The sequence below is a fragment of the Pseudarthrobacter arbutini genome (genome assembly GCF_054510915.1).
In genome coordinates this window covers 176123-201792 of sequence record NZ_JBTNDQ010000006.1, presented here as the reverse complement: position 1 = coordinate 201792, position 25670 = coordinate 176123, and the positions used below count along the sequence as shown (strand labels likewise).

Sequence of the window (25670 nt, the reverse complement as noted above, 5' to 3'; positions counted from 1 at the left end):
GCAACGACCGGGAGGCCCTGGACGTGCGCCGGTGCCCATGAACGCCGGCCAGCTGGCGTTGCTGGTGGAGCAGGGCATCGAACTGGTGGGGACAGGGGACCGCGCGGACCTGCGGAAACGCCTGGACCAGACCCTGCGCCGGCTGAAGGATCCGAGTATCCGCGTGATCGTGGTGGGGGAATTCAAGCAAGGAAAAAGCAAACTTATCAACGCCCTGGTGAACGCCCCGGTGTGCCCTGTCGACGACGACATCGCCACCTCGGTGCCCACCGTGGTCCGCCACGGGGAACCCGCGTCCGCCGCCATCCTGCTGCCCAAAGCCGGCACAGAGCCCGGCGACGACGCCGCACTGGAGCGGCAGCCCATCAACATAGCGGACCTGGCGGCTTACGTTTCCGAGCGGGGCAACCCCGGAAACGTCAAGAAGCTGGTAGCGGCCGAAGTTTTCCTGCCCCGCAAGGTCCTGGGCGGTGGGCTGACGGTCATCGATTCGCCCGGTGTGGGGGGACTGGGCTCCTCGCACACATTGACCACCCTCACAGCCTTGCCCACAGCGGACGCCATGCTGCTGGTTTCAGATGCCTCGCAGGAATACACCGAGCCCGAAATGCGGTTCCTGCGCCAGGCCATGCGGATCACCCCGAGCGTTGCGGGCATCCTGTCCAAAACGGACCTGTATCCGGACTGGCGGCGTGTGGAGGCCATGGACCGTGCCCAGCTCGCGCAGGTGGCGCCGGACATCCCGCTGTTCGCGGTTTCCTCGGATCTCCGGCTGGAGGCTGCACGCCTGCAGGACAGCGAACTCAACGCCGAGTCGGGTTTCCCCGTGCTGATCGGCCACCTCCGGAATGAAATTGTGGGGAAGGCGGAACGGCTGCAACGGCGCTCCGTCAGCCAGGACCTGCTCTCCGTGACTGAGAACCTGCGCCTGTCCCTGCGGTCCGAGCTGGGAGCGCTTGAGGATCCTGAGGGGACGCCGCGGATGATTGCAGGGCTGGAGGAGGCGAAGTCACAGGCCGATGAGCTGCGCAAACGTTCCGCCCGGTGGCAGATTACGCTCAACGACGGCATCGGCGACCTGATCGCGGACATGGAGTACGACCTCCGGGACCGCCTGCGGCGCATCCAGCGCGAAGCCGAGGCCGCTATTGACCAGGGCGATCCCGGCCCCACCTGGACCCAGTTTTCCGCGTGGCTCGAGGAGTGCGCCGCCGCTGCGATCTCGGACACGTTTGTGTGGACCAGCGAACGCGCGCAGTGGCTGGCCGCACAAGTGGCGGAGCATTTTTCAGAGGACGAAGTGGCCCTGCCGGTGCTCCACATCTCGGACACCGACGACGCGTTGGACCCGGTGGACAACATGCCAAGGCTCGACGACGGGCACATCAACCCCCTGCAGAAGGTCCTGATCGGCATGCGCGGATCCTACGGCGGCGTGCTGATGTTCGGGCTCCTGACCGGGATTTTCGGCATGGCACTGATCAATCCCCTGTCAGTGGGCGCGGGCCTGCTGCTGGGCCGCAAGGCGTACCGCGAGGACAAGGAAGCACGGCTGAAGCGCCGGCAGGCCGAAGCCAAGGCGCTGGTCCGCCGGCAGCTGGACGATGTCACCTTCCAGGTGGGCAAGCAGCTCAAGGACCGGCTCCGGCTGGTGCAGCGTTCAACCCGGGACCACTTCACGGAAATCGCGGACGAACACCATCGCTCCCTGGCGGATTCGGTGGCGGCGGCCCAGAAGGCAGCCACCACCTACACGCTGGAAAAGGACATCCGCATCCGCGAGATCAAGGCCGAGCTCAAGAAGGTGGACGCCCTGCATCATGCCGCCGGCCTGGTGGCCGCCGAAGTGGCCCAATCCCCGGGGCCGCAGGCCGCGCAGTCTCCGGCCGGGCGAGGCACGGCGACGGGAAACCCGGCGTCGGGAAGCCCGGCGTCGGGAAGTCCGACGACGGGCAGCCAGTCGGTGGGCACGGCGCCGGTGGTTGCGGCGGGCAGATGAAGGAGTCCATCAGCGCGGGAGTGGCGGACCTGATCCAGGACGCCCTGCTTGTGTATGCGGACGACCCCGCTGCGGCTGCGGCATTGGAGACTTATGCCCGGCGGCTGTCCGAGCCCCTCAGGCTCGCTGTGGCAGGCATGGTCAAGGCGGGAAAATCCACGCTGCTGAACGCCATCATCGGGGAGGAGATCGCCCCGACCGACACCGGGGAATGCACAAAGATTGTGACCTGGTACCGCTACGGGCACACGCCGCGGATCACGGCCTACCCCATTGCCGGTGAACCGCATATCCTGCCGCTGAAGCGCGTGGACGGCCGCCTGGTGTTTGTCCTGGGCAACGCCCGCGCCGAGGACATGGAACGGCTGGTGGTGGAGTGGCCCTCGCCGGCCCTGCGCGAGCTCACCCTGATAGACACCCCGGGAATTGCCTCGTTGTCCGAAGACGTCTCTGCCCGGTCCACCGATTTCCTCATCCCCGTGGACGCGCCCTCCGAGGCTGATGCCATCATCTACCTCATGCGCCACATGCACGCCTCGGACCTGCGGTTCCTCGAATCCTTCAGGGATACCGAGGCGGGTAGGTCGGGAACCGTGAACGCCCTTGCCGTGCTGTCCCGTGCCGACGAGATCGGTGCGGGCCGCATTGATTCGCTGCTCTCCGCGGGTGACATCGCTGACCGGTACCGCCGGGACCACAGCCTGCGGAAGCTGGCGTTGGGGGTGGTCCCGGTGGCCGGGCTGCTGGCGCAAAGCGCACGCAGCATGCGCCAGTCGGACTTCGAGTCCATGCAGGTCCTGGCCGGCATGGAGCGGTCGGCCCGGGAGCGGATGCTGCTCTCGGCGGACAGGTTCATCAGGGCCAGTGTCCCGCAAAGCCTGGGCGCCGAAGCCCGGGCTTCCCTTCTTGAGCGGTTCGGGCTGTTTGGGATACGGCTGGGCGTAGTGCTGATTCGGAGTGGCTTCACGGAACCCACGCCACTGGCGCATGAACTGGCCCGGCGCAGCGGGCTGGACCCGTTGCTGCACCTTGTGGCCCGGCAGTTCCAGGCCCGCGGGGATGCCCTCAAAGCCCGTACTGCCTTGGTGGGAGTGGAAAGCTTGCTGCGCAGCGCGCCCAGGGAGGGGGCCGGCCGCCTGGCCGCAGCCTTGGAACGCCTTCAGGCCAACGCCCATGAGTTCCGTGAGCTCCGCCTGCTCGCCACGATCCGTACCACGGGGGTATCCCTCAGCGATGAATTGGCGGCGGAGGCCGAAATGCTGGTCGGCGGCTGGGGTGCGGCGCCCGCCCTGAGGATGGGGCTGGCTCCGGATGCCGGACCGGACGTAGTCCTGGCCGAAGCCCGCCGCTTCCTAACCCGGTGGCGGACGGTATCGGAAAACCCGCTGACGGAGCGCTCAGCCGTGGAGGCCTGCCGCGTGGTGATGCGCAGCTGTGAGGGCGTTGTGGCTGAATGCTCGGCCCTGCAGCTCCACCCGCAGTCCGCCTGAGGTCAGCCCTTATTGCCGCGTCCGCGCCGGCCTGACCTGCGCCGACTGGATCCGCGCTGCCTTGAGCCACCCGCCCGCCGACGGCACAAAAACCGCCACCAGGCCGAGGAACGCAAGGAGTAGCTGGGCTCCCCAGAGCATCACAACGTAACTGCCGGCGTCGCCCTCGGGGACGAGGAAAGCCGCGGCCACCACCATGACCATTACCTGCCCGGCCAGCAGCGGGATCATCAGCCAGCGGGACCAGCCGCGGCGCGCTGAGAAAATAGCCAGCGCCGCCGCTTCGAGCAGGATCACCAGCAGCAGGGCGCCCAGGCTGCCCCAGAAAACAATGGCCGCGGACGTGGTCACAGCGTCAGGTCCGCCGCCGGGGGACATCTGGTCCACCACGGTGCGGAGCCGCTCCAGGTGTGAGTCGAGGGTGAGGAAGGAACCGATGAGTACGGCGAGGCCGGCAACGAAGCTGAGCAGCCAAAAGGTCCGCGCCAGGCGGACGCTCCGCGGTGCCGGCGGAATGACAACGATGGGCGCCGGCGCGGCGTAGGATAGCCCGGGCCGCGGCGGCGGCAGAGGGGGCGTGGCAGCCCCGGCGGGTGCAACTGGCTGTTGGGATTCTCCGTCGGGGTGCTGGGCCATGTTTCTGCTACTTTACGTCGCCGGTATCGTGGGTGTCCGTGTCTCCCGTGCTGGCATCGCCGGCTTCCTCGTGGCCGATCCCACCCTTGCCCCGCGTACCGGCGTTGTCCTGTCCGGTGCCAGCGGGACCGCCGTCGGCCTTGGCCTTCGCCTCGAGGTCATCCTGGAGCTTCTTGAGGCGGGCGGCTTCGGCCTGGTTCCGGCGGCGCCTCTCCAAATTGCGGAGGAAATCGGGATCATCATCCGGCGCGGTGGGGTGGCTGCGCGGTTGGCGGACCGGGGCTGAGTCACGCGGACGGCCGATCAGCAGCCAGAGGATGGCACCGATCACCGGCAGGACAGTCACCACGATGAGCCAGGCCGGCTTGGAGATTCCGCGGGTGAGGCGGCGGTCAGTACGGATCACGTCCACCAGGCCATACACATAGATGACGAGTATTGCGACGGCCAGAACCACACGGAAGAGCATGCCATTAAGTCTATCGTCCGCAGGCCGGGGGCGTTCAGGCAGGGCGGCTAAACTTGTACCGTGGCTTTTCTGAAATACTCCCTGATCCGGCTGGCGCTGTTTGCGCCGCTCTTTGTGCTCTTTATGTTCCTGAAGCTGGGGGCGGTGCTGTCAGTCATCTGCGCAGCGCTGATCGCGTTTGCGGTCAGCTACCTTTTCTTCCAGAAACAGCGCGACGCCGCCGCTGCCGCCATTCACGGACGGCTCTCCGGCAAGGCCAAGCCGTTGCGAAGTGAAAGCGAGGTGGCCGACGCCGAAGCCGAGGATAGCCTCCTGGACGCCAACCCGGATGTCACCATCCGGAACAGCGGCCCGAAGGCACCCGAAACGAAGGCACCCGAAACCGGAACACCGGCCCCGAAGACGCCCGAGTCCTAGAGCCCGAGTCCTGGACCCCGCCCCGATTCGGCCTAGAATCCGTGGCTGAGCACCAGTCCCAGTGAGAACAGCAGGCTGTAGCCGAGGTTGATCAGGCCGGTCTGCTGCAGCACGGGAATGAGGCTCTTGCGCTTGCGGCCGTTGATCATCAGCCAGGAGGGCATCAGGCAGGCCGGGATCAGCAGCAGCACGATCAGCATCCACGGCCGCCCGGGAGCCAGGATGACCACCAGCAGGATGGCCACGGCCAGCATCAGCACGTAGCTTTCGCGGGCGTGTTTGTCGCCCAGGCGCACGGCCAGGGTCTTTTTGCCGGCGTGGATGTCGGTGGGGATGTCGCGGACGTTGTTGGCCATCAGCAGGGCGCAGGCAATGAGACCGGTGCCGATCGCGCCGATAACGGCCGGCAGGTTGACCTGGCCGGCCTGGGTGTAGGTGGTGCCGAGCGTTGCCACCAGGCCGAAGAAGACAAACACAAAAACGTCGCCCAGGCCCATGTAGCCGTACGGGTTCTTGCCGCCGGTGTAGCCCCAGGCGGCCATGACGCAGCCGACTCCCACCAGGATCAGCCACCAGCTCTGGGTGATCACCACCAGCGCCAGGCCGAACAGCATAGCCACGGCAAAGGCCCCGAACGCTGCATATTTGACGTGTTCCGGCCGGGCAGCGCCGGAACCCACCAGCCGCAGCGGTCCCACGCGGTCCTCGTCGGTGCCGCGGACGCCGTCGGAATAATCGTTGGCGTAGTTCACGCCGATCTGCAGCAGGAGCGCCACCAGGGCGGCCAGCACGGCATTAACGGGGCGGAACGAATCCAGCTCGTAGGCCGCGGCGGTGCCGATCAGTACCGGGGCGATGGCGGCCGGCAAAGTGCGGAGGCGGGCGCCTTGGATCCATTGTGCGGCTGTGGCCACGGTCAGTACCTCGTGTTGGGTCGGGAGAACGGTGAAACGGTGGTGGCGGCCGCGAACGGGCCGCCGGTGCAGCTCTACTCTACTTTCCCTGATGCAGCGCGTTGAGCCGTTCGATCATCGCCAGGCGGTCCGGCTTGCCGTTGGGAAGCATCAGCAGTTCCGGGGCAGCCAGCACGGTTTTCGGCGCCAGGCGGCCCAGCCGCCGGTGCCATTCCTCCTTGAGTACGACGGCGTGATCCCCGGCGGGCGTGCCGGCCGCACCTGAGTCCGCGGTGGCGCCAGAGGCAGCGGCGTCGAGCGCAATAAAAGCGGCCACGGCCTGGCCCCATTCCGTTGACGGGACGCCGGCCACAAAAGCCGCCACGACGCCGTCGGACTTTTCCAGCTCTTCCTGCACATGCGCGGCGGAGACCTTGACGCCGCCGGTGATGATGACGTCGTCGGCGCGGCCCAGCACGGTGAGCCGGCCGTCCGCGTCCAGCGTGCCGAGGTCATTGGTGCGGTACCAGCGGACGCCGTCCTCCTCGAAAAACGTGTCCGTCGCTTCGGGCGCATCCACATACCCGGCGGCCACAGTGTCGCCGCCCAGCAGGATACGGCCGTCGTCGGCCACCCGGACCCGGACACCTTCCAGCGGCACGCCGTCATACACGCAGCCGCCGCAGGTTTCCGCGGACCCGTACGTGGTGACCACCCTGACGCCGGCCTCGCGGGCGGCGTCCAGCAGCCCGGCCGACGCCGGTGCGCCGCCCAGCAGGATGCCGTTGAACCGCCGCAGGACGGCCAGGGTCTCCGGCGACGGCGCCTCCAGGAGGCGTTGGAGCTGTGTGGGGACCAGCGAGGTGAAGCGGAACTTGTCGGTCAGCTCCAGGGCGCCGGCCGTGAACGCCTCGGGGGTGAAACCGCCGGACATGTCCATCACCCACGGGCGCGTGCCGGCGAACAGTGACCGCACCAGGACCTGCACGCCTGCCACGTACTGCACGGGAAGGGCCAGGAGCCACTGGCCCTCGCCCTTGAGCGCCAGGGCGGTGGCCATGGATGAGGCCGCCAGCGCCTCGACGGTCAGGATGGTGGCCTTCGGCGCGCCCGTCGAGCCGGACGTGCGGACCACCGCCACGGCGTCATCGCAGCCGGGCGTCTCGGTGTGTCCCACCACCAGTTCGCCGTTGGGGCCCGCGGAAAGTTCGACGGCGGGTCCCTCACCGTGGAGGGCGGCGGCCAGGGCTTTGAGCACCGGGTCGATGTCCGTGGGACCGATGGTCTGGGTTCCGAGATTCATGTGCCGTCCTGCCTTTGAAGTCAGCCGGGGCCTGGAGGCCGGCCGGCTTGGAAGTTTGTGCCTAGACGTGGTGCCTAGAAGTAGTGCGGGAAGCGGGACCAGTCCGGGTCGCGTTTCTCCAGGAAGGCTTCCTTTCCTTCCACCGCCTCGTCCGTCATGTAGGCCAGGCGGGTGGCTTCGCCGGCGAAGACCTGCTGGCCGGCCAGGCCGTCGTCGGCAAGGTTGAAGGCGAATTTCAGCATCCGGATGGCCTGGGGTGACTGCCGGGCGATGTCCGCGGCGTATTCCAGGGCCACCTCTTCGAGGCGCTCGTGGTCCACGGCCTCGTTGACGGCGCCCATGCGGACCATGTCGTCCGCGGAGTACTCGCGGGCCAGGAAGAAGATCTCGCGGGCGGACTTCTGGCCGATCTGGCGGGCCAGCAGCGCCGAGCCGTACCCGGCGTCGAAACTTCCCACGGTGGCGTCCGTCTGCTTGAACTTGCCGTACTGGCGCGAGGCGATGGTGAGGTCCGAGACCACGTGCAGGGAGTGCCCGCCGCCGGCAGCCCAGCCGTTCACGACGGCGATAACCACCTTGGGCATGGTCCGCATGAGCCGCTGGACCTCCAGGATGTGGAGCCGTCCGGCGCGGGCGGGGTCGATGGTTTCCTGGGTCTCGCCGTCGGCATAGCGGTACCCGTCGCGGCCGCGGATGCGCTGGTCCCCGCCGGAGCAGAAGCTGTGGCCGCCGTCCTTGGGGGAAGGGCCGTTGCCGGTGAGCAGGACCGTGGCGACGTCCGGGGTCATGCGGGCGTGGTCCATGGCCCGGTAGAGCTCGTCCACGGTGCCGGGGCGGAAGGCATTGCGGACTTCCGGGCGGTTGAAGGCGATGCGGACGGTGGGCAGGTCCCTGGTTATCGTGCCGTCGGCGTCCCGCTCCACCTGCCGGTGGTACGTCATGTCCTGGAAGTCGTCGAAGCCGGACACGGTGCGCCAGCGGGTGGGGTCAAAGACGTCGGACACCTTGGCGGGAATTTGGTTGCTCACCGGACAAGTCTAGTAATCGGGTCAGCTGATGCAGAACTCGTTGCCCTCGGGGTAGGGTACGCGGCCCCTCACCGCAACGCGGGGTCACTTCGCGCCCAATAAACGGGCCCGGATGGGCTTTAAGTGACCCCGCGTTGGTTGGGTCAGGGCTGGACCTGCTGCAACTGCTCGAATAGTTCGGGCGGGATGGCGTAGATGAAGATGACCGCCAGCAGGTTCTTCGCCGCGTGCACAAAGTAGGAGAACATCAGGTTCTTCCCGGTCCACACGTAGACAAACACCAGCGTGCCGCCCATGGCCAGATAGGGGAGCAACGCACTGAGCGTGATGGCTTCCTGGCCTGCGATGTGGATGCCGGCAAAGAGGACCACAGAGAGGGCACAGCACAGCCAGATGTTGAACCGGCGGCTGAGCTTGCCGATCAGCAGGTGCCGGAAGATGTACTCCTCCACAAACGGGCCCACCACCACCAGGACCGGCACCATCAGCCAGGCAGGGACCTGTTGCATCAGCGCCTGCAGCCCGGCTTGGTTTGCTGACGTCTCCACTCCGCCGCCGGCCGACACCACCACGGCCGTGAGGATCATCATGGCCACCACCGCCGCGGGCACCATCAGCAGCGTGAACCACGGACGGGTGGCCAGCACGCGCAGGTCCCGGGCCACGACCCGGCGGGCGGCGGCCAGCGCCAGGATCCCGATCGAGCCGTAGAAGATGAGGTTCACGGCGTACGACGCCGCGGCCGGGCTGGGGGCAAGCTGGCTTATGAACGGGACCAGCAGTTCCCCGGCCACGGCGAAGAGCCCGGCCGCGGCCACATAGAGGCCGACGGCGGTGAAATCAAGGGCGGAAAACCGGTAAAGCTCGGGCTGCGGCGCGGGTGATTTCCGGTGTGTGGTGGCCATGTCTTCAGCCTAGCTCCCCCTTTCCCACCCGTTGAGCTATCACTTTTGGTCCCCAAACCGGGGGCAAAGCGACCAAAAGTGATAGAGCAACGGGGCGTGGGGCGGGCGCTGGGGGGTGTGGGCGTCACATTGCGGGGCCAGATCGGCGTCGCGTAGAATGTTCGGTATGCCTAAATTTTTGTTTCGGCGCGCCAAAGTCGCCGCCCGAACCCTCGCCCGGGGAACGGCGGCGCTCCGCGCTGCCGGCGCCGCCGCCGTTGTCCTTCTGTCCCTCTCCCTTACCGCGTGCGGGGGTGCGGCGTCAGGCAACAGTGACAGTGACAAGCCCGTGGTCCTGACCACCTTCACGGTGCTGGCCGACGTCGCCCGGAACGTTGCGGGGGACAAGCTCACGGTGGAGTCCATCACCAAGGCAGGCGCCGAAATCCACGGCTACGAACCCACCCCCGGCGACATCCGCAAGGCAGCCAAGGCGGACCTCATCCTGGACAACGGACTGAACCTCGAGGCCTGGTTTGGGCAGTTCGTGGAGGGCCTGGACGTGCCGCACGCCGTGGTCAGCGACGGTGTGGAGGTCATGTCCATCAGCGAGGACTCCTACCAGGGCAAACCGAACCCGCATGCGTGGATGTCACCCGTGAACGTGCAGATCTATGTGGACAACATGGTGACGGCGTTCAGCAAGCTTGACCCGGACAACGCCGCGGTATTCCAAGCCAACGGTGACGCGTATAAGGCCGAACTGCAGGGTGTGCAGGACGAGATGAAGGCAAGCCTCGCCGGCCTCCCGGAGAACCAGCGCGCCCTGGTGACCTGCGAAGGCGCCTTCTCCTACCTTGCCCGCGATGCAGGGCTCAAAGAGGTCTACATCTGGGCCGTCAACGCCGAACAGCAGGCCACGCCGCAGCAGATCACCCGCGCCATCGAGTACGTCAAGACCAACCAGGTTCCTGCCGTGTTCTGTGAATCCACGGTGTCCGATGCGCCCATGCAGCAGGTGGTGGGCGCCACCGGAGCGAAGTTCGGCGGCACCCTTTACGTGGATTCGCTGTCCGAAGCCGACGGGCCCGTACCCACTTACCTGGACCTCATCAGGCACGACGCCGATGTCATCACCAAGGCCCTGGCCGGCACTTCCACCGGGGCCCCAGCAGGGGCGAAGTAATGAGCTCCCCGGCCATCCTCGTTGAAAACGTCACCGTCCACTACGGCGAGGTCCTGGCGCTCGATTCCGCCTCGCTCACCGTGGACGCCGCCCGGATCTGCGGCCTGATCGGCATGAACGGGTCCGGGAAATCCACCCTGTTCAAGGTGATCATGGGAATGATCAAGCCCGACGCCGGCCGCGTGCTGATCGGCGGACAGTCACCTACCAGGGCGCGCAAGGAGGGCGGGATCGGCTACGTGCCGCAGAGCGAGGATGTGGACTGGCAGTTCCCGCTGTCCGTCCGCGATGTGGTGATGATGGGTCGTTATGGGCACCAGGGCTTCACCCGGCGCCCCTCCAAGGCGGACCGCGCCGCCGTCGATCTGGCGCTGGACCGCGTGGAACTGGGCGAGTACGCGGAGCGGCAGATCGGGCAGCTGTCCGGCGGGCAGAAGAAGCGTGCCTTTGTGGCCCGCGGCATCGCCCAGGGTGCCACCATGATGCTCCTGGACGAACCGTTCGCCGGCGTGGACAAGCGCTCCGAGGCCACCATCACCCGGCTGCTGCGCGAGCTCGCCTCAGACGGCTGCACCATCCTGATCTCCACCCACGACCTGCACGCGCTGCCCAACCTGTGCGACGAAGCCGTGCTGCTCATGCGCCGCGTCCTGATGCACGGCGCCCCGGAACTGGTGCTGCAGCCAGAGAACCTGGCCATGGCGTTCGGCCTGGATGTGCTGAACCGCGATCTCCCGGAACCTGCCCACCCCGCCACCACCGAGAGCAGGGGCTGACCCATGGAACTCCTCGACATCCTGCTCGAACCGCTGAGCTACGACTTTATGGTCCGCGCCATCGTCACCACCGCGCTCGCCGCCGTCGTCTGTGCTGTCCTCAGCTGCTGGCTGGTGCTGATCGGCTGGTCCCTGATGGGCGACGCCGTCTCCCACGCCGTGCTGCCCGGCGTCGTGCTGGCTTACATCGTAGGCGCCCCGTTTGCGCTCGGCGCCCTGGTGTTCGCGCTGATCGCGGTGACCCTGATCGGCGTCGTCCGCAACACCAGCCGCGTGAAGGAGGACGCCGCCATCGGCATTGTGTTCACCTCGCTGTTTGCCCTGGGCCTGGTGCTCATCTCGGTCACGCCCAGCCAGACTGACCTGAACCACATCATCTTCGGCAACCTCCTGGGCGTCAGCATCCCGGACCTCATCCAGGTGCTGGTGCTCGGCGTCGTCGCCTTCGTCATCCTGATCCTGAAGCGCCGGGACCTGACCCTCTACGCGTTCGACCCCACCCACGCCCACGCCATCGGGCTCTCGCCGAAACGGCTGGGGGCGCTGCTGATGGGGCTGCTGGCGCTGACGTCGGTGGTGGCGCTGCAGACCGTGGGTGTGGTGCTGGTGGTGGCCATGCTCATCATCCCCGGCGCCACGGCCTACCTGCTCACGGACCGCTTCAACCGGATGCTGGTGATCGCCCCGGTGATTTCAGCGGTGTGCTCCATCGCCGGCATCTACTTCAGCTACTACCTGGACACGGCTTCGGGCGCCATGGTGGTACTCACGCAGGGTGTGGTGTTCGCCGCCGTCTACCTGTTCAGCCCCCGGCAGGGACTGATCGGCACCCGGCTGGCGAAGGCCCGCCGCAGGAAGGCCGCCGCACTTCTGGTTGGCTAGGCCCCGACGGACTTGCGGTTGTACAGCCACAGCGCCCAGGCGTACCCGCCCAGGCTCATGACCGCGCACCAGATCAGTGTCGCGAGCATGGTGCCGGCCTCCACCGGTGTGCCCATCAGGAGCCCGCGCACCGTTTCGATGAAGGGCGTGAACGGCTGCACGTCGGCGAACCAGCGCAGGGCATCCGGCATGGACGCCGTGGGCACGAAGCCGCTGCCCAGGAACGGCAGCAGCAGGAAAATCATGGGCTGGTTGCTGGCCGTTTCGACGCTCTTGGAGTTGATGCCCATGGCCACGGACAGCCACGTCACGGAGAACGCGATCAGCGTCAGCACGCCCAAGGCTCCGAGCCAGCCGGCCGGTGAGCCGGTGGGCCGGAAACCGATCAGCAGCGCCACGGCGGCCACCAGCACCATGGCGGCCATGGTCTGGATGAGGCTGCCCAGGACATGGCCGGTGAGCACTGCACCCCGGGAGATCGCCATGGTGCGGAAGCGTGCAACGATGCCCTCCGTCATGTCCGTGGCCACCGAGATCGCGGTGCCCGTGGCGCCGCCGGTGAGGGTCAGCATCAGCACGCCCGGCACGATGTAGGCGAGGTAGTCATCCCGCGTGCCGCCCAAGCCCGAGCCCAGCGTCCCGCCGAGCACGTACACGAACAGCAACAGGAAAATGATGGGGGTCCCGGCCACAAACAGCGGGATCGAGGGGTAGCGCTGCACGTGCTTGAGGTTCCGGCGCAGCATGGTGGCCGCATCGGACGCGGCATAGCTGAGGCTGCTCATCGTACGTTCTCCTTCTGGCTGGTGAGGGCGAGGAAGACATCGTCCAGGTTGGGGGTGTGGACGGAGAGGTCACTGACCTCGATCGCGGCGCGCTCCAGGCGATCCAGCACGTCCTTCAGGGACCGGACGCCGTCGTCGCCGGCCACCTCCAGGGCGAGGGCGTCGTCGTCGCGGTTGTTTGCATCGAGTACGACGGCGGCCCGCTCCAAGGCGGCCACGTCGCCGAAGGTGAGGCGGATGTGTCCGCCGGGGACCAGCCGCTTCAGCTCGGCAGGAGTGCCTTCGGCGACGATCCTGCCCTGGTCCAGCACCGCGATCCTGTCGGCCAGCTGGTCGGCCTCGTCCAGGTACTGGGTGGTGAGGAAAATGGTGACGCCACGGGCAACCAGGCTCCGGATGATGTCCCACATGGTGCGGCGGCTGCGCGGATCCAGGCCCGTGGTTGGCTCGTCCAGGAAGATGATTTCGGGATCGCCCATCAGGGTCATGGCCAGGTCCAGGCGGCGTTGCATCCCGCCCGAATAGGTGGCCAGCGGCTCCTTGGCCGCCTCCACGAGGTCGAACCGTTCGAGCAGCTCCGCGGTGCGGCGGCTGATCTCGGCCGCCGGGTGGTGCCGGAGCCTGCCCATCAGCGCCAGGTTCTCCTCTCCCGTGAGCAGGCTGTCCACGGCCGAGAATTGCCCGGTGAGCCCGATCTTGCCGCGCACCTCATCGGCCTGGCGTACGACGTCGAAACCTCCCACCGCGATCTCCCCGCCGTCGGCGCGGATCAGGGTGGAGAGGATGTGGACGATGGTGGTTTTGCCGGCTCCGTTGGGACCCAGCAGGGCGAAGACGGTTCCGGTCGGCACTGTGAGGTCGACGCCGTCGAGGACTTGTTTGCTGCCGTATGCCTTGCGCAGCCCGGCCACGGTGATGGCCGTTGGGGTGCTTGCCATGACTTTTCCTTTGTTTTTGGGTGCTGCTTGGGCCTTGCCTGGGTTTTCCGGTTTTATCCGGGTTACTTCGTGGGAACGGGGGAGCGGCGCACGGTGATGTTGCCATAGGCGCTGCGGGCGCGGATCTCCACTTTGGCGTCCGTCTCGCTCGGCCCGGTGGTGGCGTCGAGCCAGTTGCGGACGCGACCGTACTTGGTGCTGAGGTCCAGCCACGCGGCGCTGCCATCGCGGACGCCGATGGCCAACGAACCTGCGGCGGTCTGGAGGGTGAGGGTTCCGCGGGCCACCTCGCCGACGGTGATGTCGCCGTTGGAGGCCTTGATGGTGGTGGTGTCGCCGGCCCGTTGAAGGGTGACGTTCCCGTTGGCGGCACTGACCTTGAGTTCACCGGCGGCATCCACTATGTACGTGCTGCCGTTGCCGTTCTTGACGCTGGCGGGCCCGTCGATTTCCCGGATCCGGATCTTCCCCGAGCCGGTCTTGATCTCGGCCCGCCCCGCGACGCGTTCCACGGTCACATCGCCCATACCCGTGTAGGCCCGGAGTTCCGTGCAGTGATCGAGGTGGACGTGGCCCATGTCCGTCTTCAGTTCGGCGGAGCTGAACTCGCCCTCGCCGCGGAGATCGCCCATGCCGGACTTCAACTCCAAGCTGCAGCCGATGGGCACTTCCACGGTGATCTCCACGGCGCCGCCGTCGCCGAACCAGGTGTGGCGGAGCTGCGGACGCAGCCTTACGTGCAGGCGTCCATCCGTGTAGTCCACGGTGGTCTGCTCCGCCGCCTTGATATCCAGGGCCCGGGTGGCTTTGCGGGGCCGGACGTTGACTACGGTGTCCGTGCGGTTGCCGGCGACAACCAGAATGTCGGCCCGGACGGACACGTCCACCACGACAGCGATTGGTTGGGGGGTCTCGAAGGTGGTCATCAGCGTGCCCATCCTGTGAAGTGCTGCTCGCCGGGATCGCGGCGAATGGTGTGTTGGGTGGATTTGCCCCCGCTAAGGGCGTCCGCGACGGCCCGGATCAGCCAAGAGTTCACGGACAGGCCTTCCAAGCCGGCGGCCTCTTCAACCTGCTGCTTGAGGTGGTCCGGAAGGCGGAGCGTCGTGCGCGAGGTGCTGGCGCCGTCGAACTCTTCCGGGGCCTGCCGGGCCGGCTGGCTGGACCGTTCCGTCACGGCTTCGAAGTCGCTGGCGGCGGGCGGGCTGGTGACCACAAACTCCGGATCGCGGCCCCGGAGCCGTACCTCCACCGACGCCGGGGCCAGCTCGAGGGTGATCTCGCTGGCGGCGTCGGAGAGGGCTTCGAGGAGGACGAGCCGGACGGTGGACTCAAGCGCGGCAGTGAGGCGTTCGCTGAGTTCCCGGGCCTCGGGGCCACCGGCTTCGGCGGCAACGCCCAGCTGATGCTGGACGGCGGATACGTATTGGTTGAGTTGCATGACACCATTCTGACGTCATGTTGGTGTCACGTCAAGACCTTCTGGCGAATAATGGTGTCACCGGTGGTGTCCCGGCTTGACGCTGCGGCTTCCGGCGGGGAAGCTGGAGCGATGAAGTCCTGAGCAACAGCCCGGCAATGCCGGACTGTTCCCCCGAATCCAGGGCCGCCGTCGAGCAGCAGTTCCGGCGGCCACACTGCGGAATCTTGCGAGGACTTGTCTTGACTGAACACCTGAACCTTTCCGGCGTCTCCCACGGCTACGGCGACCGGCAATTGCTCGACGGAATCGGCCTGGTCATCACGGCCGGCGAGCATGTTGCCATCGTCGGCGAAAACGGCGCCGGCAAATCCACGCTGCTCCGGATCCTGGCCGGGCTGGAAGCGCCCGACGAAGGAACTGTGGCTAGCCACGGCCGCGTGGGCTACCTTGCCCAGACGCACGGCCTGCCCGAATCCTTCACCGTGGGAGCCGCCGTCGACGCTTCCCTGGCCTCGCTGCGTGCCCTCGAAGCCGAACTTGACCGGCTGGAGGCCGGCCTCGCCGATGCTGAGGACGACGAGCTGGAAACCTACGGCCGGCTGCAGACCGAGTACCAGCTGCGCGAGGGCTACGCCGCGGAATCCCGTGTGGAGGCGGCGCTTGACCGGCTGGGCCTGGGCGGCTTGGACCGGAAGCGAACGCTGGGATCGCTCTCCGGCGGCGAGCAGGAACGCGTGGCACTGGCCTGTGTCCTGGCCGATCCGGCGGACATCCTGCTCCTGGACGAACCCACCAACCACCTCGATGCCCGCGGAACCGCCTGGCTGGAGGACCGGTTGGCCGCCCATCGCGGGACAGTGGTGGTGGTGTCCCACGACCGCGTGCTGCTCCGCAAGGTGGCCAGCACCGTGATAGAGGTTGATGCCGAGCGCCGTACCGTGACCCGCTACGGCAACGGCTACGACGGCTACCTCCGCGAGAAGGCCGCCGAACGCCAGCGCTGGGTCCAGCAGTACCACGAGTGGATCGACGCGATGGAGGCGGAGCAGCGGCAGGCGGACACCGTGACCGACAAGATGGGCTATGCCCGCAAGCGCGACAACGACAAGATGGGCTTCGACTTCAAGGCCGGCACTTGGCAGAAAGCGGCCACCAGCAAGGTCCGCAACGCGCAGGAACGGCTCCGCCGGCTGGAGGCCAGCCCCATTGACCGCCCGCCGGTGCCGCTGCGGCTTGCGGCGGAGCTGGCCGTGGAACCGGAGGCTCCTTCGGGTGCCTCCGTGGCGACCGCCGCATCCGGGGACGACTCGCTCTTGACCGCGTCGGCGGTCCTCGTGGCCCGCGGCGTCGCGGTTCCCGGCCGCCTGGGCGTCACTGATTTCGCGGCCGGCACGGGCGAGAAGATCCTCATCACCGGCCCGAACGGCGCCGGAAAATCCACGCTGCTCTCCGTGCTGGCGGGAACCCTGGAGCCCGTCGAAGGGTTGGTTCAGCGGCCTGCGCGGATCGGCTACCTGCAGCAGGAACTCGAACTGCCGCAACGGCCCGCGCTCCGCCTGCTCCCGGCCTTCGCGGCGGGCCTCGGCGGCAACATCGACGAGCACGCCGAGGCACTCCTGCGCCTGGGGCTGTTCCGCACCAGCGAGTTCCACGTCCCGGTGGGCAGCCTGTCCGCGGGCCAGCAGCGCAGGCTTGCCTTGGCGCGGCTGCTGCTGGGCGGCTACGGCACACTGATTGTGGATGAACCCACTAACCACCTGGCGCCGGTCCTGGTGGAGCAGCTCGAAGAGGCGCTCGCCGGCTTCACCGGGACCCTGGTCATGGTCAGCCACGACCGCGCCCTCCGGGACTGGTTTGCCCGTTGCGCGAAGAAGGGCGACACCTCGCGGACGGACGACGCCGGGCGCTGGATCCGGTACTCGATGGACAAGGGCGTGCTGGCTCCGGCCTGATGCCGCCATGCCCGGAAGCGGTGAGATTTGCGCAAAGGAAAAGTTACGCACCGACCGGCCGGCGGAAACATCGGCGGCGGAAGATAGGGCCATGCCAGTCTCCCGCCGGCCGAAAGGATCTGTCCGTGATCACCAAGAACCTTTTCCTGCAGGGCATCTTCCCGTTTGCGGGCACGGGGCTGGAAAAACCCGTCCCCATCCACAGCGAGCTCTCGCACTACGTTCCGGACGGCGTCATCAACCAAACGCTCTACTTCCGGGGCGGCAATTCCAGCAGTGAACTCATCACCGTGGTGCTGATGCGGAACGGCGTGCCCATGCGCTATTTCCCCATCGGCGCCAAGAGCGACGTCCATGTGCCGCTGCGGGTGGTGGAGGACATCGACGGCGGCTCGGTGGTGGAGCTCTATCTCGCCGCACCGGATGGTGTTGGGGGATCCGTGGTGGTGGACCTGGGCATGGTGGAACACTGATGACCAGCGTGCTGGACCGGCCGCAGGGCAGGCACCTGGGCGCCGTGCCCCGCCGTCGGCTGGTGGTGGTGGGCAACGGGATGGCCGGCGCCCGGGCGGTGGAGGAGATCCTCGCCCGGGGCGGCGCGGACCAGTTCACCATCACCATGTTCGGGGACGAGCCGTACGGAAACTACAACCGGATCATGCTCAGCCACGTCCTCTCCGGCGAGGAATCCGACGCGGATATCTTCCTGAACGCCCTGCCCTGGTACCGCGAGAACGGCATCACGCTGCACGCCGGGGTCCGGGTTGACCGGATCGACAAGTTCACGAAGCACGTCTTTTCCAATGACGGCCGCGTGACACCGTACGACACCCTCATCGTCGCCACCGGGAGCCGCTCGCACATGCCGCCGATGGACGGGCTGTACACACCTGGCGGGTCCGTGAAGCACGGTGTGTTCGGGTTCCGCACCATCGATGACACCCGACGGATGGTCCAGCATGCCCAGCAGGAGCACCATCGCCGCGCCGTGGTGATCGGCGGCGGCCTGCTGGGCCTCGAGGCGGCCTACGGCCTGAAAAGCCACGGGATCGACGTGGAGGTGGTGCACTCCGGCGGGCACCTCATGAATGCGCAGATGGGGCCCGACGGCGGCGCGGTGCTGCGCAGGAGCGTGGAGGCCCTGGGCATCCGGGTGCACACGTCCAGCCGCACCACAGCCGTCCTCGGGAGGGACACGGTCAGCGGCGTCAGCCTTCGGGACCGGGAGGACATCGCCTGCGACATGGTAGTGGTGGCCGCGGGCATCCGGCCGAACGTGGACGTGGCTGTGTTGAGCGGGTTGCCGGTGGAGCGGGCCATTGTGGTGGATGACCGGCTGCGGGTCCAGGACGAAGACGATATCTATGCGGTGGGGGAGTGCGTCCAGCACCGCGGCGAGGTCTACGGGCTGGTGGCTCCGCTGTGGGAACAGGCTGTGGTGCTCGCCAACCACGTGACCGGCGTCGACACATCCGCGGCCTACCTCGGCTCGCGGACCGCCACCAAGCTGAAGGTTGCCGGCGTCGACGTCGCATCCATGGGACTGCACGGTCCCGAGTTCGACACCGACGAGCACATCGTCTTCTCGGAGCCCAGCCGCGGCATTTTCAAGTCCATCGTGGTCCGCGACAACAAGATGGTGGGTGCCACGCTCCTGGGCGACAGCCGGAAGGTGGCCTACCTGACGCAGGCCTACGACCGCGGGCTGCCGTTGCCCGACGAACGGATCGCGCTGATGTTCGACGTCGGCGGGCCGGGTGAGGCGGTGGGCGTGGCCGAACTCGACGACGGCGCCCAGGTCTGCAACTGCAACGGCGTTTCGAAGGGGGCGCTCGTCGCCGCCGTGAAGGGCGGCTGCTCCACGGTGTCCGGCGCTATGGACGCCACCCGCGCCGGCAAGGGCTGCGGTTCCTGCAAACTCCTGGTGAAGCAGGTGGTGGAGTGGGCGGCGGACGGCGCGGTGGAGGAGGACCCGGCCGCCAGCTACTACGTGCCCGGGATCCCGCTGGACAAGCCGGCCCTGATGGCCGCCATCCGGAAACAGGGCCTGCGCTCCGTATCCCAGGTGTTCACGGCCCTGGCCCCTGGGAGCGCCGAGGATGCGAAGTCCAAGATGGGCCTGGCCTCGCTGCTGAAGATGATGCTCGCGGACCGGTACATCGACGAACGCGACGCCCGATTCATCAATGACCGCGTGCACGCCAATATCCAGCGCGACGGCACCTTCTCGGTGGTCCCGCAGATGAAGGGCGGCGTGACGTCCGTCCAGCAGCTGCGCCGCATTGCCGACGTCGCCGAAAAGCACAACGTTCCCCTGATCAAGCTGACCGGCGGGCAGCGGATCGACCTGCTGGGGATCCCCAAGGAGGACCTGCCGCAGGTGTGGGCGGACCTGGACATGCCGTCCGGCTACGCCTACGGCAAGAGCTTCCGCACGGTGAAGACCTGCGTGGGCAAGGATTTTTGCCGGTACGGCACCGGCGATTCCACGAAGCTGGGCATCGAGATCGAGTCCCGGTTCCAGGGCATCGAGTCGCCGGCCAAGCTGAAGCTGGCCGTGTCCGGCTGCCCACGGAACTGCGCGGAATCGCTGGTCAAGGACGTGGGTGTGGTGGCTGTGGAAGGCGGACGGTGGGAGCTTTACGTCGGGGGAGCGGCGGGCGCCCACATCCGCAAGGGCGACCTGCTGGCCACCGTGGACCACCCCGAGGAGGTCAAGGTCCTGACAGGCCGCTTTATGCAGTACTACCGCGAGCAGGCCAACTGGCTGGAACGGACCTACTCCTTTGTGCCGCGGGTGGGCATCGAGCATCTCCGCGCGGTCATCGTGGAGGATTCCGAAGGTGTCGCCGCGCAACTGGACGCCGCCATGCAGGCATCCGTGGACAGCTACGTGGACCCGTGGAGTGAACGCGACGATCCACTCACACCGGGCCAGTTCCGCACCTCCCTGCCGCTCACGGTCCTGCCCCAGGTGCCGGTCCGATGAGCCACATCCTGGGCCCGGTGGACCAGATCCCGTTCGGCGAGGGCCGGGCCTTCGGGGTGGACGGCGAGCAGGTGGCGGTTTTCCGGCTGCGGGACGGGACCCTGCGTGCCCTGTCCGCGGTCTGCCCCCACCGGGGCGGTCCCATTGCGGACGGAACCATCGACCGGGAGGTGGTGATGTGCCCGCTGCACCAGCACGCGTTCAGCCTGGAAACCGGCTGCTCCAGCACCGGCGCCGAACCTTTGCGCACGTACAGTGTTCAGGAGGATGCCGAACGGAACATTGTTCTGAAGTATCCCCATATTCGTGGCAATAGTTTGGCTTAACCGGGCTCGGGTGTAGCCCGCGTCACTTGCTGCGGTTTGAGTCTTGTAGGATAGACAGGCCGCGCGAACTTCGACGTACTGTGACTTTCCATACAGAAAATTCCTTGAACCATCAAGAAACCGAATTTTCGGGATGGAGAAGTCCCTGCCAAGGGTGCCGGCCAATCCCCTACCCACAAGGAATTGTTGTGCCTCAAAGTACCCCCACAGAACTCGTGAGCCCGACGGCGCAATCCGCCGTCGTCGACTCCACCCTCAGCGCCGAGGGCTACAAAAAATCCCTGAGCGGACGCCAGGTCACCATGATTGCCATGGGCGGCGCCATCGGCGTCGGCCTCTTTATGGGTGCAGGCGGACGCCTGGCCTCCACTGGCCCTGCGCTCATTTTCTCCTACGCCATTGCCGGCGTTATCGCCTATCTGCTGATGCGGGCCCTGGGCGAGCTGATCATGTACCGCCAGACGTCGGGTTCCTTCGTCAGCTACGCCGGTGAGATGTTCGGCAAGAAGGGCGCGTACCTGTCCGGCTGGATGTACTTCATCAACTGGGCCATGACCGGCATCGCCGAACTCATCGCGATCGGACTGTACTTCCAGTTCTTCTTCCCCAACGTGCCGGTCGAACTCAGCGCCATCGCAGCGCTGCTGCTGCTCGTGGGCGTCAACCTCATGAGCGTCAAGGCGTTCGGCGAATTCGAATTCTGGGCCTCCTGCCTCAAGGTCGGCGCCATCATGATCTTCCTGGCCGTGGGCACTTTCATGGTGGTCACCAACGCCCAGGTGGGCGACGGCAACGCCTCGGTGAACAACCTCTTCGCAGCCGAAGGCGGAATGTTCCCCAAGGGTGCGCTGGTGATGATCCTGGTCCTGAACGCCGTGATTTTCGCCTACAACGGCATTGAACTCGTCGGCATCACGGCCGGCGAAATGCAGGACCCCGCCAAGGAAGTTCCCAAGGCGATCCGCGCCGTCGTCTTCCGCATCGTGGTGTTCTACGTCGGTTCCGTGACGCTCCTGGCGATGCTGCTTCCCTCGGACCAGTACGTGGCCGGTACCTCGCCGTTCGTCACCGTGTTCGGCCAGATGGGCCTCGGCTGGATGGGCGATGTTATGAACATGATCGTCATCACCGCCGCGCTGTCCTCCTGCAACTCGGGCCTGTACTCGATCGGCCGGATCTTCCGGACCATGGCCAACAACGGGCACGCCCCGGAGTGGCTGACCAGGATGTCCAAGAGCCACGTGCCGTACGCCGCCATCCTGGCCATCGGGGCCGTCTACCTCGTTGGCATCCTGCTGAACATCTGGCTGGGCGGCTCACACGCCTTCGACCTCGCGCTCAACTCCGCATCGATCGGCGTGATCTTCACCTGGGGCGCCATCTTCGCCAGCCAGATCGCGCTGCGCCACAAGAAGGGCAAGGTCTCCTCCCTGCCCGCGCCCGGCGGAACCTGGAGCAGCTGGGCCGGACTCATTGCGCTGCTGGCCATCACCGTGCTCATCGGCTTCGACACCATGACCAGCAAGACCGGCGAGGTATTCCACCTCGGTCTCTGGACCCTGGCCACCATCCCGTTCTTCGCCCTGGTCCTGTGGCTGGGCTGGCAGAAGGTCAAGCACAACGAGCCCAAGAGCGAGCTCTTCTGCTAGGTCTTTTCGCCTCAGCAGCCGGACGCTACGCGGACGGACGCTAAGAAGTCCGACGTCGGCGGTCACCCTTTCGGGGGCGGCCCGCCGTCGTCGTCGGTAGAGCCTGTCAAAACCCGTGTGCGTTCCTGGGCTGGAGCGCTCAGGTCCGGTTGGCGTCCACGCTCTTGAGGTGCCGGGCGAAGTGGTCTTCGATCCGCTGCCAGGCTTCGGGGGAGGACTCCGGGTCGGGGCCGATGCCCATGACCCGCATCAGCGGCCTGAAAACCGCGGGGCCCAGGTCGATTTCGTTGAGGAACGCGTGGCCTGCAGTGGGAAATTCCTTGACGCTGTTTTCGATGCCGAGGTTGTCCAGGGCGGTCTCAAGCTTGCCGGCCGCGCCCTTAAGGGTGAGGTCCCGTCCGCCGAAGTTGGCCACGATGGGGCAGGCTCCGCGGAGGCTTTCCTCGAGATTGCCGGGCAGGCGGCCGTAGTTGACGGAGGCCGCGTCGAAGCCGTCGCGGGCCACCAGCAGCGCGAATCCGCCGCCCATGCAGAACCCGATCACCCCGGTCTTGCCGGTGGACAGCGGCGACGTGGCCAGCCAGGACCGGGCGGTGGCGAGGTCGGTGAACGCGCGGCCGCTTCCCCGGAGCATGCTCCGCATGGTGCTGACCAGGCAGCGGCGCGGGCCGCCGTCGCTGAACAGGTCCACCGCCAGCGTCAGGTACCCGGCGCGGGCCATCCGGTCTGCATGCCCGCGCACCAGGTCGTTCAGGCCGAAGGCTTCGTGGATCACCAGGACCGCGGGAAACGGACCTGGCCCGGAAGGCGTGGCGAGATATCCGCCGAGCGAAGGCGAACCGCCGGTAGCGGCACTCTGGGCACTCAGGTCCACATAAGTCATGGGCCAAGGGTAGCCGCCGCCGTCGATCCCCTCCATCGACGCGGTGGGCGGACACGAGAACGGCGGCGGATCCCCCATGGGAATCCGCCGCCGTTCGAATGTGGAAGGACTAGTCCTTGAAGGTGTCCTTGACGTTTTCGCCGACCTTCTTGGCGTCAGCCTTGACCTGGTCCGCCTGGCCTTCGGCCTTAAGTTTGTCGTTGTCCGTGGCGTTGCCGGCCGCTTCCTTGGCCTTGCCGCCCAGGTGCTCTGCTTCGTTACTGATCTTGTCTCCGAGGCCCATGAGTCTTGCCGCCTTTCGTTCCCGTTGATCTGACAATGCTTTTTCAGCCTAACACAAAGCATGCTTACCATTTCAGGGAACCCGATTTCCGGCGGCCTGTCGGTAACTTGCGGAGTAGCTTTTGAACGAATAGCCCTTCGAAATCGACACAACGGACAGGTAGACGAACCCTGTTTTCTGTGGTTCAGAGATTCGTCTGAATCGGTATGACGATGCCTGCGCCGCCGTCGACGGTGACGCGTTGCCCAGTGCGGAGCTGGAGTGTCGCGTCTCCCGTTCCAACGACGGCGGGGATTCCGAATTCACGGGCGACCAGGGAGGCGTGAGCCGCCAGGGTTCCGCCGTCGGTGACGATAGCCGCGGCAAGGGCGAAGAGCGGTGTCCAAGCTGGCGCTGTCGACTTAGCGACCAGTACTTCGCCTTCGAGAAAGGAGTCGAAGTCTTCCGGTCCATGCATGACACGGACGATGCCGGTGATCCGTCCAGTGCTCGCGGGATGGCCGACGATGGCCCCTTCCGGCAGGTCATGTGAACTTCTTGCCGCGTCCACTGCTCGGGCGATCGGATCACCGATAAACCTGCCGGTTTCGCCGAGTGTCAGCGGTGCGGCGAGGTTCCGCTGCCGTTGCCAGGCATCGCGTCGGCTGGCAACGGGCGGCCGCGTACCCGCTGATCGGCCGGTGACCTCGTTCAGGTTCAGGAAATGAATGTCCGCTGGATCCTCGATGAGGCCGGCGGCGACCAGCCGTTCGCCGAGCCGGCGGGCGCAGCGGCGCAGGAGCGGCCATGCCAGGCTCAGGTCGTGGGACTGTTCTTCCCGCAGGGCCGCGTAGTGCTGGGCGACCTCAAGGAGGGCGTTGAATCGTGCGAGCAGTCGGGGCTGATCCTTGAGTGCCGTGCGTGCGGCCGCTTCGGCGGCCGCTCGCTGGGCGCTAAGGCCTTCGGCCTTCCCAGTTGCCGGCAGTTGGTCAGCGCCCTTGTGGCTGAGCAACGATTCGCCGGCGGTGGGGTGGTACCAGTCCAGAGAGTAGACCGCGTGGGAAACCTCTGCCGGTGCGGTTCCGGGCAGGCCGCGAAGAAGCGCCTGGTGGCCGGTTACTCCTGCAGCTGTCCGGTGCAGCGGGCCGGCCAAATGCTTCTGCCAGAACCGGGCCAGTGCGGATTCCATCTTCCAGGCGGAACCGCCGACGATGGAAAGTGACCAAAGGTAGATTCCTGCTTGATTGCACACGGCATCCACGAGTTCGACAAGCCTGGCCGGGGATGCTGAATTAACCTCCTGTTCCGCCTTCCGCACGAGCTGGCGGTACTCGGGCAGCAGGTGGTTGCGCCACTTCAGCTCCAGGCCATGGAGAACTGCGCGGTGCGCCGCGGCAGGATTGGTGGAGACGCGGAGGAGGGCGTTGAACAGGAACCAGGGTGCCCGGCCGCGGCTATCCAGAATTACTCGTCCGAGGAGCCTTGGGGAGGGCACCGGCGGGGCGTTGTAGTACCAGCCGTTAACGGAGGCATAGCGGAAGGGCACCCGCACGCGGGCGTCGCCTTGCATGCCGTCGAGGTATCCGGATTCGATCCGGGGAAGGACCCAGTCCTCGAACAACGGGGTCATCGGATCCGGCAGCCATTCACCGAGGCGGAAGTTCCGAGACCACAGACCTTTGCCAGGCACCACCCAATCAACAGCCTCCGGCAGGGCCGTCATGGGCCGGGCCTGCAGAAGGAACAGGACACCGTCTGTGTCAATGGCCCACTCAATGTCCTGCGGCACCCCGGCATGGGCCGCGACACTGCGGGCAAGCCCGGCTACCTCCCGCGCCTGGGCAGGTGTGAGAGTGCCGGCGTTCCGGGTGGCGACTGCATCCTGATCCCGGACGGTCCATTGTTCCCCGACAGCGTCACCGGCAACGAGGGATTCGCCGAGTCCATGCACGGCCGTGACGATGGTTTCGTCACGGTCCCCGGTGAGCGGATTGGCGGTGAAAGCGACGCCGGCGGCAAGGGGCTGGACCATCTGTTGAATGAGTACCGCCATGGCAGACGCGGCCGGTTGTTCCTGACCTGAGGCTCCGCGCGCTGACTCATACGCCGCCACCCTGTCGTGGGCAGCGGACGCCAGACAGCGCCTGATTGCATCCTCGAGGTCATCTCGTGGAATGTTGAGTAAGGTCTCGTAGAGGCCTGCATACGAAGCGTCGGGCAGGTCTTCTGCGGTGGCGGAGGACCTGACGGCAAAGGGTCCCGGACCGATCCTGTCGGCGGCGTCCTGCAATGCATCGGCGAGGATCCGGCCGGGCCGGTCAAAGGCCTCTGCAGTGACGATGAAGCCTGGCGGCACACGGAATCCGACTGCGGAGAGCTCATTGAGCGTGGCCGCCTTGCTGCCCAGCGCTGCCTGTCCCGGGCGAACGGCACCAAGCAGGGGAAACGGCTGGTGGGTGTCCGCCATCGGTCTTCTCCATGAGTGGGTAGGGGCTCTATG

At 66.8% G+C, this 25670-nt stretch carries 24 protein-coding genes; 11 read left to right on the top strand and 13 right to left on the bottom strand.

The genetic code is table 11. The features are described 5' to 3' along the window. Positions 1-37: 37 nt before the first annotated feature. Both ACX80V_RS09070 and ACX80V_RS09065 read left to right on the top strand, forming a co-directional pair. The gene (locus ACX80V_RS09070) at positions 38-1999 is read left to right on the top strand and encodes a dynamin family protein (RefSeq protein WP_485842921.1); all 1962 of its coding nucleotides are present in this window, start codon (positions 38-40) and stop codon (positions 1997-1999) included. Next, complete coding sequence (locus tag ACX80V_RS09065; RefSeq protein ID WP_485842879.1) at positions 1996-3489, top strand: dynamin family protein; 1494 nt, start codon at positions 1996-1998, stop codon at positions 3487-3489. The genes ACX80V_RS09070 and ACX80V_RS09065 overlap by 4 nt, the downstream gene beginning before the upstream one ends. A 9-nt stretch (positions 3490-3498) precedes the next feature. Here the strand turns inward: ACX80V_RS09065 and ACX80V_RS09060 are convergent, their stop codons facing one another. Together ACX80V_RS09060 and ACX80V_RS09055 are read right to left on the bottom strand one after the other, a co-directional pair. Next, positions 3499-4125, bottom strand: coding sequence for a hypothetical protein (locus tag ACX80V_RS09060; protein ID WP_485842878.1), 627 nt, complete (start codon positions 4123-4125; stop codon positions 3499-3501). A gap of 7 nt (positions 4126-4132) precedes the next feature. Continuing rightward, positions 4133-4594, bottom strand: a complete 462-nt coding sequence (locus tag ACX80V_RS09055) for a PLD nuclease N-terminal domain-containing protein (protein WP_485842877.1) — start codon at positions 4592-4594, stop codon at positions 4133-4135. A gap of 60 nt (positions 4595-4654) precedes the next feature. Between ACX80V_RS09055 and ACX80V_RS09050 the strand changes: the two genes are divergently transcribed. Further along, positions 4655-5011: a DUF4229 domain-containing protein gene (locus tag ACX80V_RS09050; RefSeq protein WP_058931393.1), complete on the top strand. Its 357-nt coding sequence runs from the start codon at positions 4655-4657 to the stop codon at positions 5009-5011. A 32-nt stretch (positions 5012-5043) separates the two neighbouring features. Here ACX80V_RS09050 and ACX80V_RS09045 read toward each other — a convergent pair whose 3' ends face one another. The 4 genes from ACX80V_RS09045 to ACX80V_RS09030 form a co-directional block, all read right to left on the bottom strand. Then, positions 5044-5925: a 1,4-dihydroxy-2-naphthoate polyprenyltransferase gene (locus ACX80V_RS09045; RefSeq protein WP_485842876.1), complete on the bottom strand. Its 882-nt coding sequence runs from the start codon at positions 5923-5925 to the stop codon at positions 5044-5046. A 79-nt stretch (positions 5926-6004) separates the two neighbouring features. Then, on the bottom strand, positions 6005-7207 hold the full coding sequence (locus ACX80V_RS09040; protein WP_485842875.1) for an AMP-binding protein: 1203 nt from the start codon (positions 7205-7207) through the stop codon (positions 6005-6007). Between the two features lie 74 nt (positions 7208-7281). Next, positions 7282-8235 carry a 1,4-dihydroxy-2-naphthoyl-CoA synthase gene (locus tag ACX80V_RS09035; RefSeq protein WP_058931396.1) on the bottom strand — a complete coding sequence of 318 codons (954 nt, stop codon included), beginning with the start codon at positions 8233-8235 and terminating at the stop codon, positions 7282-7284. Between the two features lie 143 nt (positions 8236-8378). Continuing rightward, the gene (locus ACX80V_RS09030) at positions 8379-9140 is read right to left on the bottom strand and encodes a CPBP family intramembrane glutamic endopeptidase (protein ID WP_485842874.1); all 762 of its coding nucleotides are present in this window, start codon (positions 9138-9140) and stop codon (positions 8379-8381) included. Between the two features lie 166 nt (positions 9141-9306). On the opposite strand from ACX80V_RS09030, the gene ACX80V_RS09025 reads away from it, so the two are divergent. The 3 genes from ACX80V_RS09025 to ACX80V_RS09015 are packed head-to-tail and all read left to right on the top strand — an operon-like array spanning position 9307 to position 11963. Beyond that, the gene (locus ACX80V_RS09025; protein ID WP_485842873.1) at positions 9307-10305 is read left to right on the top strand and encodes a metal ABC transporter substrate-binding protein; all 999 of its coding nucleotides are present in this window, start codon (positions 9307-9309) and stop codon (positions 10303-10305) included. After that, positions 10305-11081: a metal ABC transporter ATP-binding protein gene (locus ACX80V_RS09020; RefSeq protein ID WP_485842872.1), complete on the top strand. Its 777-nt coding sequence runs from the start codon at positions 10305-10307 to the stop codon at positions 11079-11081. Before ACX80V_RS09025 ends, ACX80V_RS09020 begins: the two co-directional genes overlap by 1 nt. A gap of 3 nt (positions 11082-11084) precedes the next feature. Next, on the top strand, positions 11085-11963 hold the full coding sequence (locus ACX80V_RS09015) for a metal ABC transporter permease (protein ID WP_485842871.1): 879 nt from the start codon (positions 11085-11087) through the stop codon (positions 11961-11963). Here the strand turns inward: ACX80V_RS09015 and ACX80V_RS09010 are convergent. The 4 genes from ACX80V_RS09010 to ACX80V_RS08995 form a co-directional block, all read right to left on the bottom strand. Then, positions 11960-12748, bottom strand: coding sequence for an ABC transporter permease (locus tag ACX80V_RS09010; RefSeq protein ID WP_485842870.1), 789 nt, complete (start codon positions 12746-12748; stop codon positions 11960-11962). The genes ACX80V_RS09015 and ACX80V_RS09010 overlap by 4 nt on opposite strands. Next, positions 12745-13686 carry an ATP-binding cassette domain-containing protein gene (locus ACX80V_RS09005; RefSeq protein WP_485842869.1) on the bottom strand — a complete coding sequence of 314 codons (942 nt, stop codon included), beginning with the start codon at positions 13684-13686 and terminating at the stop codon, positions 12745-12747. The genes ACX80V_RS09010 and ACX80V_RS09005 overlap by 4 nt, the downstream gene beginning before the upstream one ends. Before the next feature lie 62 nt (positions 13687-13748). Further along, entirely contained in the window at positions 13749-14612 is an 864-nt protein-coding gene (locus tag ACX80V_RS09000) for a DUF4097 family beta strand repeat-containing protein (protein WP_485842868.1), read from the bottom strand. Next, a complete protein-coding gene (locus tag ACX80V_RS08995) occupies positions 14612-15127 on the bottom strand; it encodes a histidine kinase (protein ID WP_485842867.1) in 516 nt (171 codons plus the stop codon). Before ACX80V_RS08995 ends, ACX80V_RS09000 begins: the two co-directional genes overlap by 1 nt. A gap of 221 nt (positions 15128-15348) precedes the next feature. On the opposite strand from ACX80V_RS08995, the gene ACX80V_RS08990 reads away from it, so the two are divergent. From ACX80V_RS08990 to ACX80V_RS08970, 5 genes are all read left to right on the top strand, one after another. After that, positions 15349-17061, top strand: a complete 1713-nt coding sequence (locus tag ACX80V_RS08990) for an ABC-F family ATP-binding cassette domain-containing protein (RefSeq protein WP_485842866.1) — start codon at positions 15349-15351, stop codon at positions 17059-17061. 125 nt (positions 17062-17186) lie between these two features. Beyond that, positions 17187-17534 (top strand): molybdopterin oxidoreductase, encoded by a 348-nt coding sequence (locus ACX80V_RS08985; RefSeq protein WP_485842865.1) that lies wholly within the window; start codon positions 17187-17189, stop codon positions 17532-17534. Beyond that, positions 17534-20050 carry a nitrite reductase large subunit NirB gene (gene nirB / locus ACX80V_RS08980; RefSeq protein WP_485842864.1) on the top strand — a complete coding sequence of 839 codons (2517 nt, stop codon included), beginning with the start codon at positions 17534-17536 and terminating at the stop codon, positions 20048-20050. The genes ACX80V_RS08985 and nirB overlap by 1 nt, the downstream gene beginning before the upstream one ends. After that, positions 20047-20376 carry a Rieske (2Fe-2S) protein gene (locus tag ACX80V_RS08975; protein WP_485842863.1) on the top strand — a complete coding sequence of 110 codons (330 nt, stop codon included), beginning with the start codon at positions 20047-20049 and terminating at the stop codon, positions 20374-20376. Before nirB ends, ACX80V_RS08975 begins: the two co-directional genes overlap by 4 nt. A 188-nt stretch (positions 20377-20564) precedes the next feature. Next, positions 20565-22025 carry an amino acid permease gene (locus tag ACX80V_RS08970; protein ID WP_485842862.1) on the top strand — a complete coding sequence of 487 codons (1461 nt, stop codon included), beginning with the start codon at positions 20565-20567 and terminating at the stop codon, positions 22023-22025. Positions 22026-22164: 139 nt separating this feature from the next. On the opposite strand, the gene ACX80V_RS08965 is transcribed toward ACX80V_RS08970, so the two are convergent. From ACX80V_RS08965 to ACX80V_RS08955, 3 genes are all read right to left on the bottom strand, one after another. After that, positions 22165-22908, bottom strand: coding sequence for a dienelactone hydrolase family protein (locus ACX80V_RS08965; RefSeq protein WP_485842861.1), 744 nt, complete (start codon positions 22906-22908; stop codon positions 22165-22167). A gap of 109 nt (positions 22909-23017) precedes the next feature. Next, positions 23018-23191: a CsbD family protein gene (locus ACX80V_RS08960; RefSeq protein WP_058931408.1), complete on the bottom strand. Its 174-nt coding sequence runs from the start codon at positions 23189-23191 to the stop codon at positions 23018-23020. 184 nt (positions 23192-23375) lie between these two features. Next, complete coding sequence (locus tag ACX80V_RS08955) at positions 23376-25637, bottom strand: PEP/pyruvate-binding domain-containing protein (protein ID WP_485842860.1); 2262 nt, start codon at positions 25635-25637, stop codon at positions 23376-23378. Positions 25638-25670: the final 33 nt, after the last annotated feature.

Bases quoted from the DNA above. Each gene is read 5' to 3' on its own strand.
- ACX80V_RS09070 (WP_485842921.1), top strand. From the start codon at position 38: ATGAACGCCGGCCAGCTGGCGTTGCTGGTGGAGCAGGGCATCGAACTG.
- ACX80V_RS09065 (WP_485842879.1), top strand. From the start codon at position 1,996: ATGAAGGAGTCCATCAGCGCGGGAGTGGCGGACCTGATCCAGGACGCC.
- ACX80V_RS09060 (WP_485842878.1), bottom strand. From the start codon at position 4,125: ATGGCCCAGCACCCCGACGGAGAATCCCAACAGCCAGTTGCACCCGCC.
- ACX80V_RS09055 (WP_485842877.1), bottom strand. From the start codon at position 4,594: ATGCTCTTCCGTGTGGTTCTGGCCGTCGCAATACTCGTCATCTATGTG.
- ACX80V_RS09040 (WP_485842875.1), bottom strand. From the start codon at position 7,207: ATGAATCTCGGAACCCAGACCATCGGTCCCACGGACATCGACCCGGTG.
- ACX80V_RS09030 (WP_485842874.1), bottom strand. From the start codon at position 9,140: ATGGCCACCACACACCGGAAATCACCCGCGCCGCAGCCCGAGCTTTAC.
- ACX80V_RS09025 (WP_485842873.1), top strand. From the start codon at position 9,307: ATGCCTAAATTTTTGTTTCGGCGCGCCAAAGTCGCCGCCCGAACCCTC.
- ACX80V_RS09020 (WP_485842872.1), top strand. From the start codon at position 10,305: ATGAGCTCCCCGGCCATCCTCGTTGAAAACGTCACCGTCCACTACGGC.
- ACX80V_RS09015 (WP_485842871.1), top strand. From the start codon at position 11,085: ATGGAACTCCTCGACATCCTGCTCGAACCGCTGAGCTACGACTTTATG.
- ACX80V_RS09010 (WP_485842870.1), bottom strand. From the start codon at position 12,748: ATGAGCAGCCTCAGCTATGCCGCGTCCGATGCGGCCACCATGCTGCGC.
- ACX80V_RS09005 (WP_485842869.1), bottom strand. From the start codon at position 13,686: ATGGCAAGCACCCCAACGGCCATCACCGTGGCCGGGCTGCGCAAGGCA.
- ACX80V_RS09000 (WP_485842868.1), bottom strand. From the start codon at position 14,612: ATGACCACCTTCGAGACCCCCCAACCAATCGCTGTCGTGGTGGACGTG.
- ACX80V_RS08995 (WP_485842867.1), bottom strand. From the start codon at position 15,127: ATGCAACTCAACCAATACGTATCCGCCGTCCAGCATCAGCTGGGCGTT.
- nirB (WP_485842864.1), top strand. From the start codon at position 17,534: ATGACCAGCGTGCTGGACCGGCCGCAGGGCAGGCACCTGGGCGCCGTG.
- ACX80V_RS08975 (WP_485842863.1), top strand. From the start codon at position 20,047: ATGAGCCACATCCTGGGCCCGGTGGACCAGATCCCGTTCGGCGAGGGC.
- ACX80V_RS08965 (WP_485842861.1), bottom strand. From the start codon at position 22,908: ATGACTTATGTGGACCTGAGTGCCCAGAGTGCCGCTACCGGCGGTTCG.
- ACX80V_RS08960 (WP_058931408.1), bottom strand. From the start codon at position 23,191: ATGGGCCTCGGAGACAAGATCAGTAACGAAGCAGAGCACCTGGGCGGC.
- ACX80V_RS08955 (WP_485842860.1), bottom strand. From the start codon at position 25,637: ATGGCGGACACCCACCAGCCGTTTCCCCTGCTTGGTGCCGTTCGCCCG.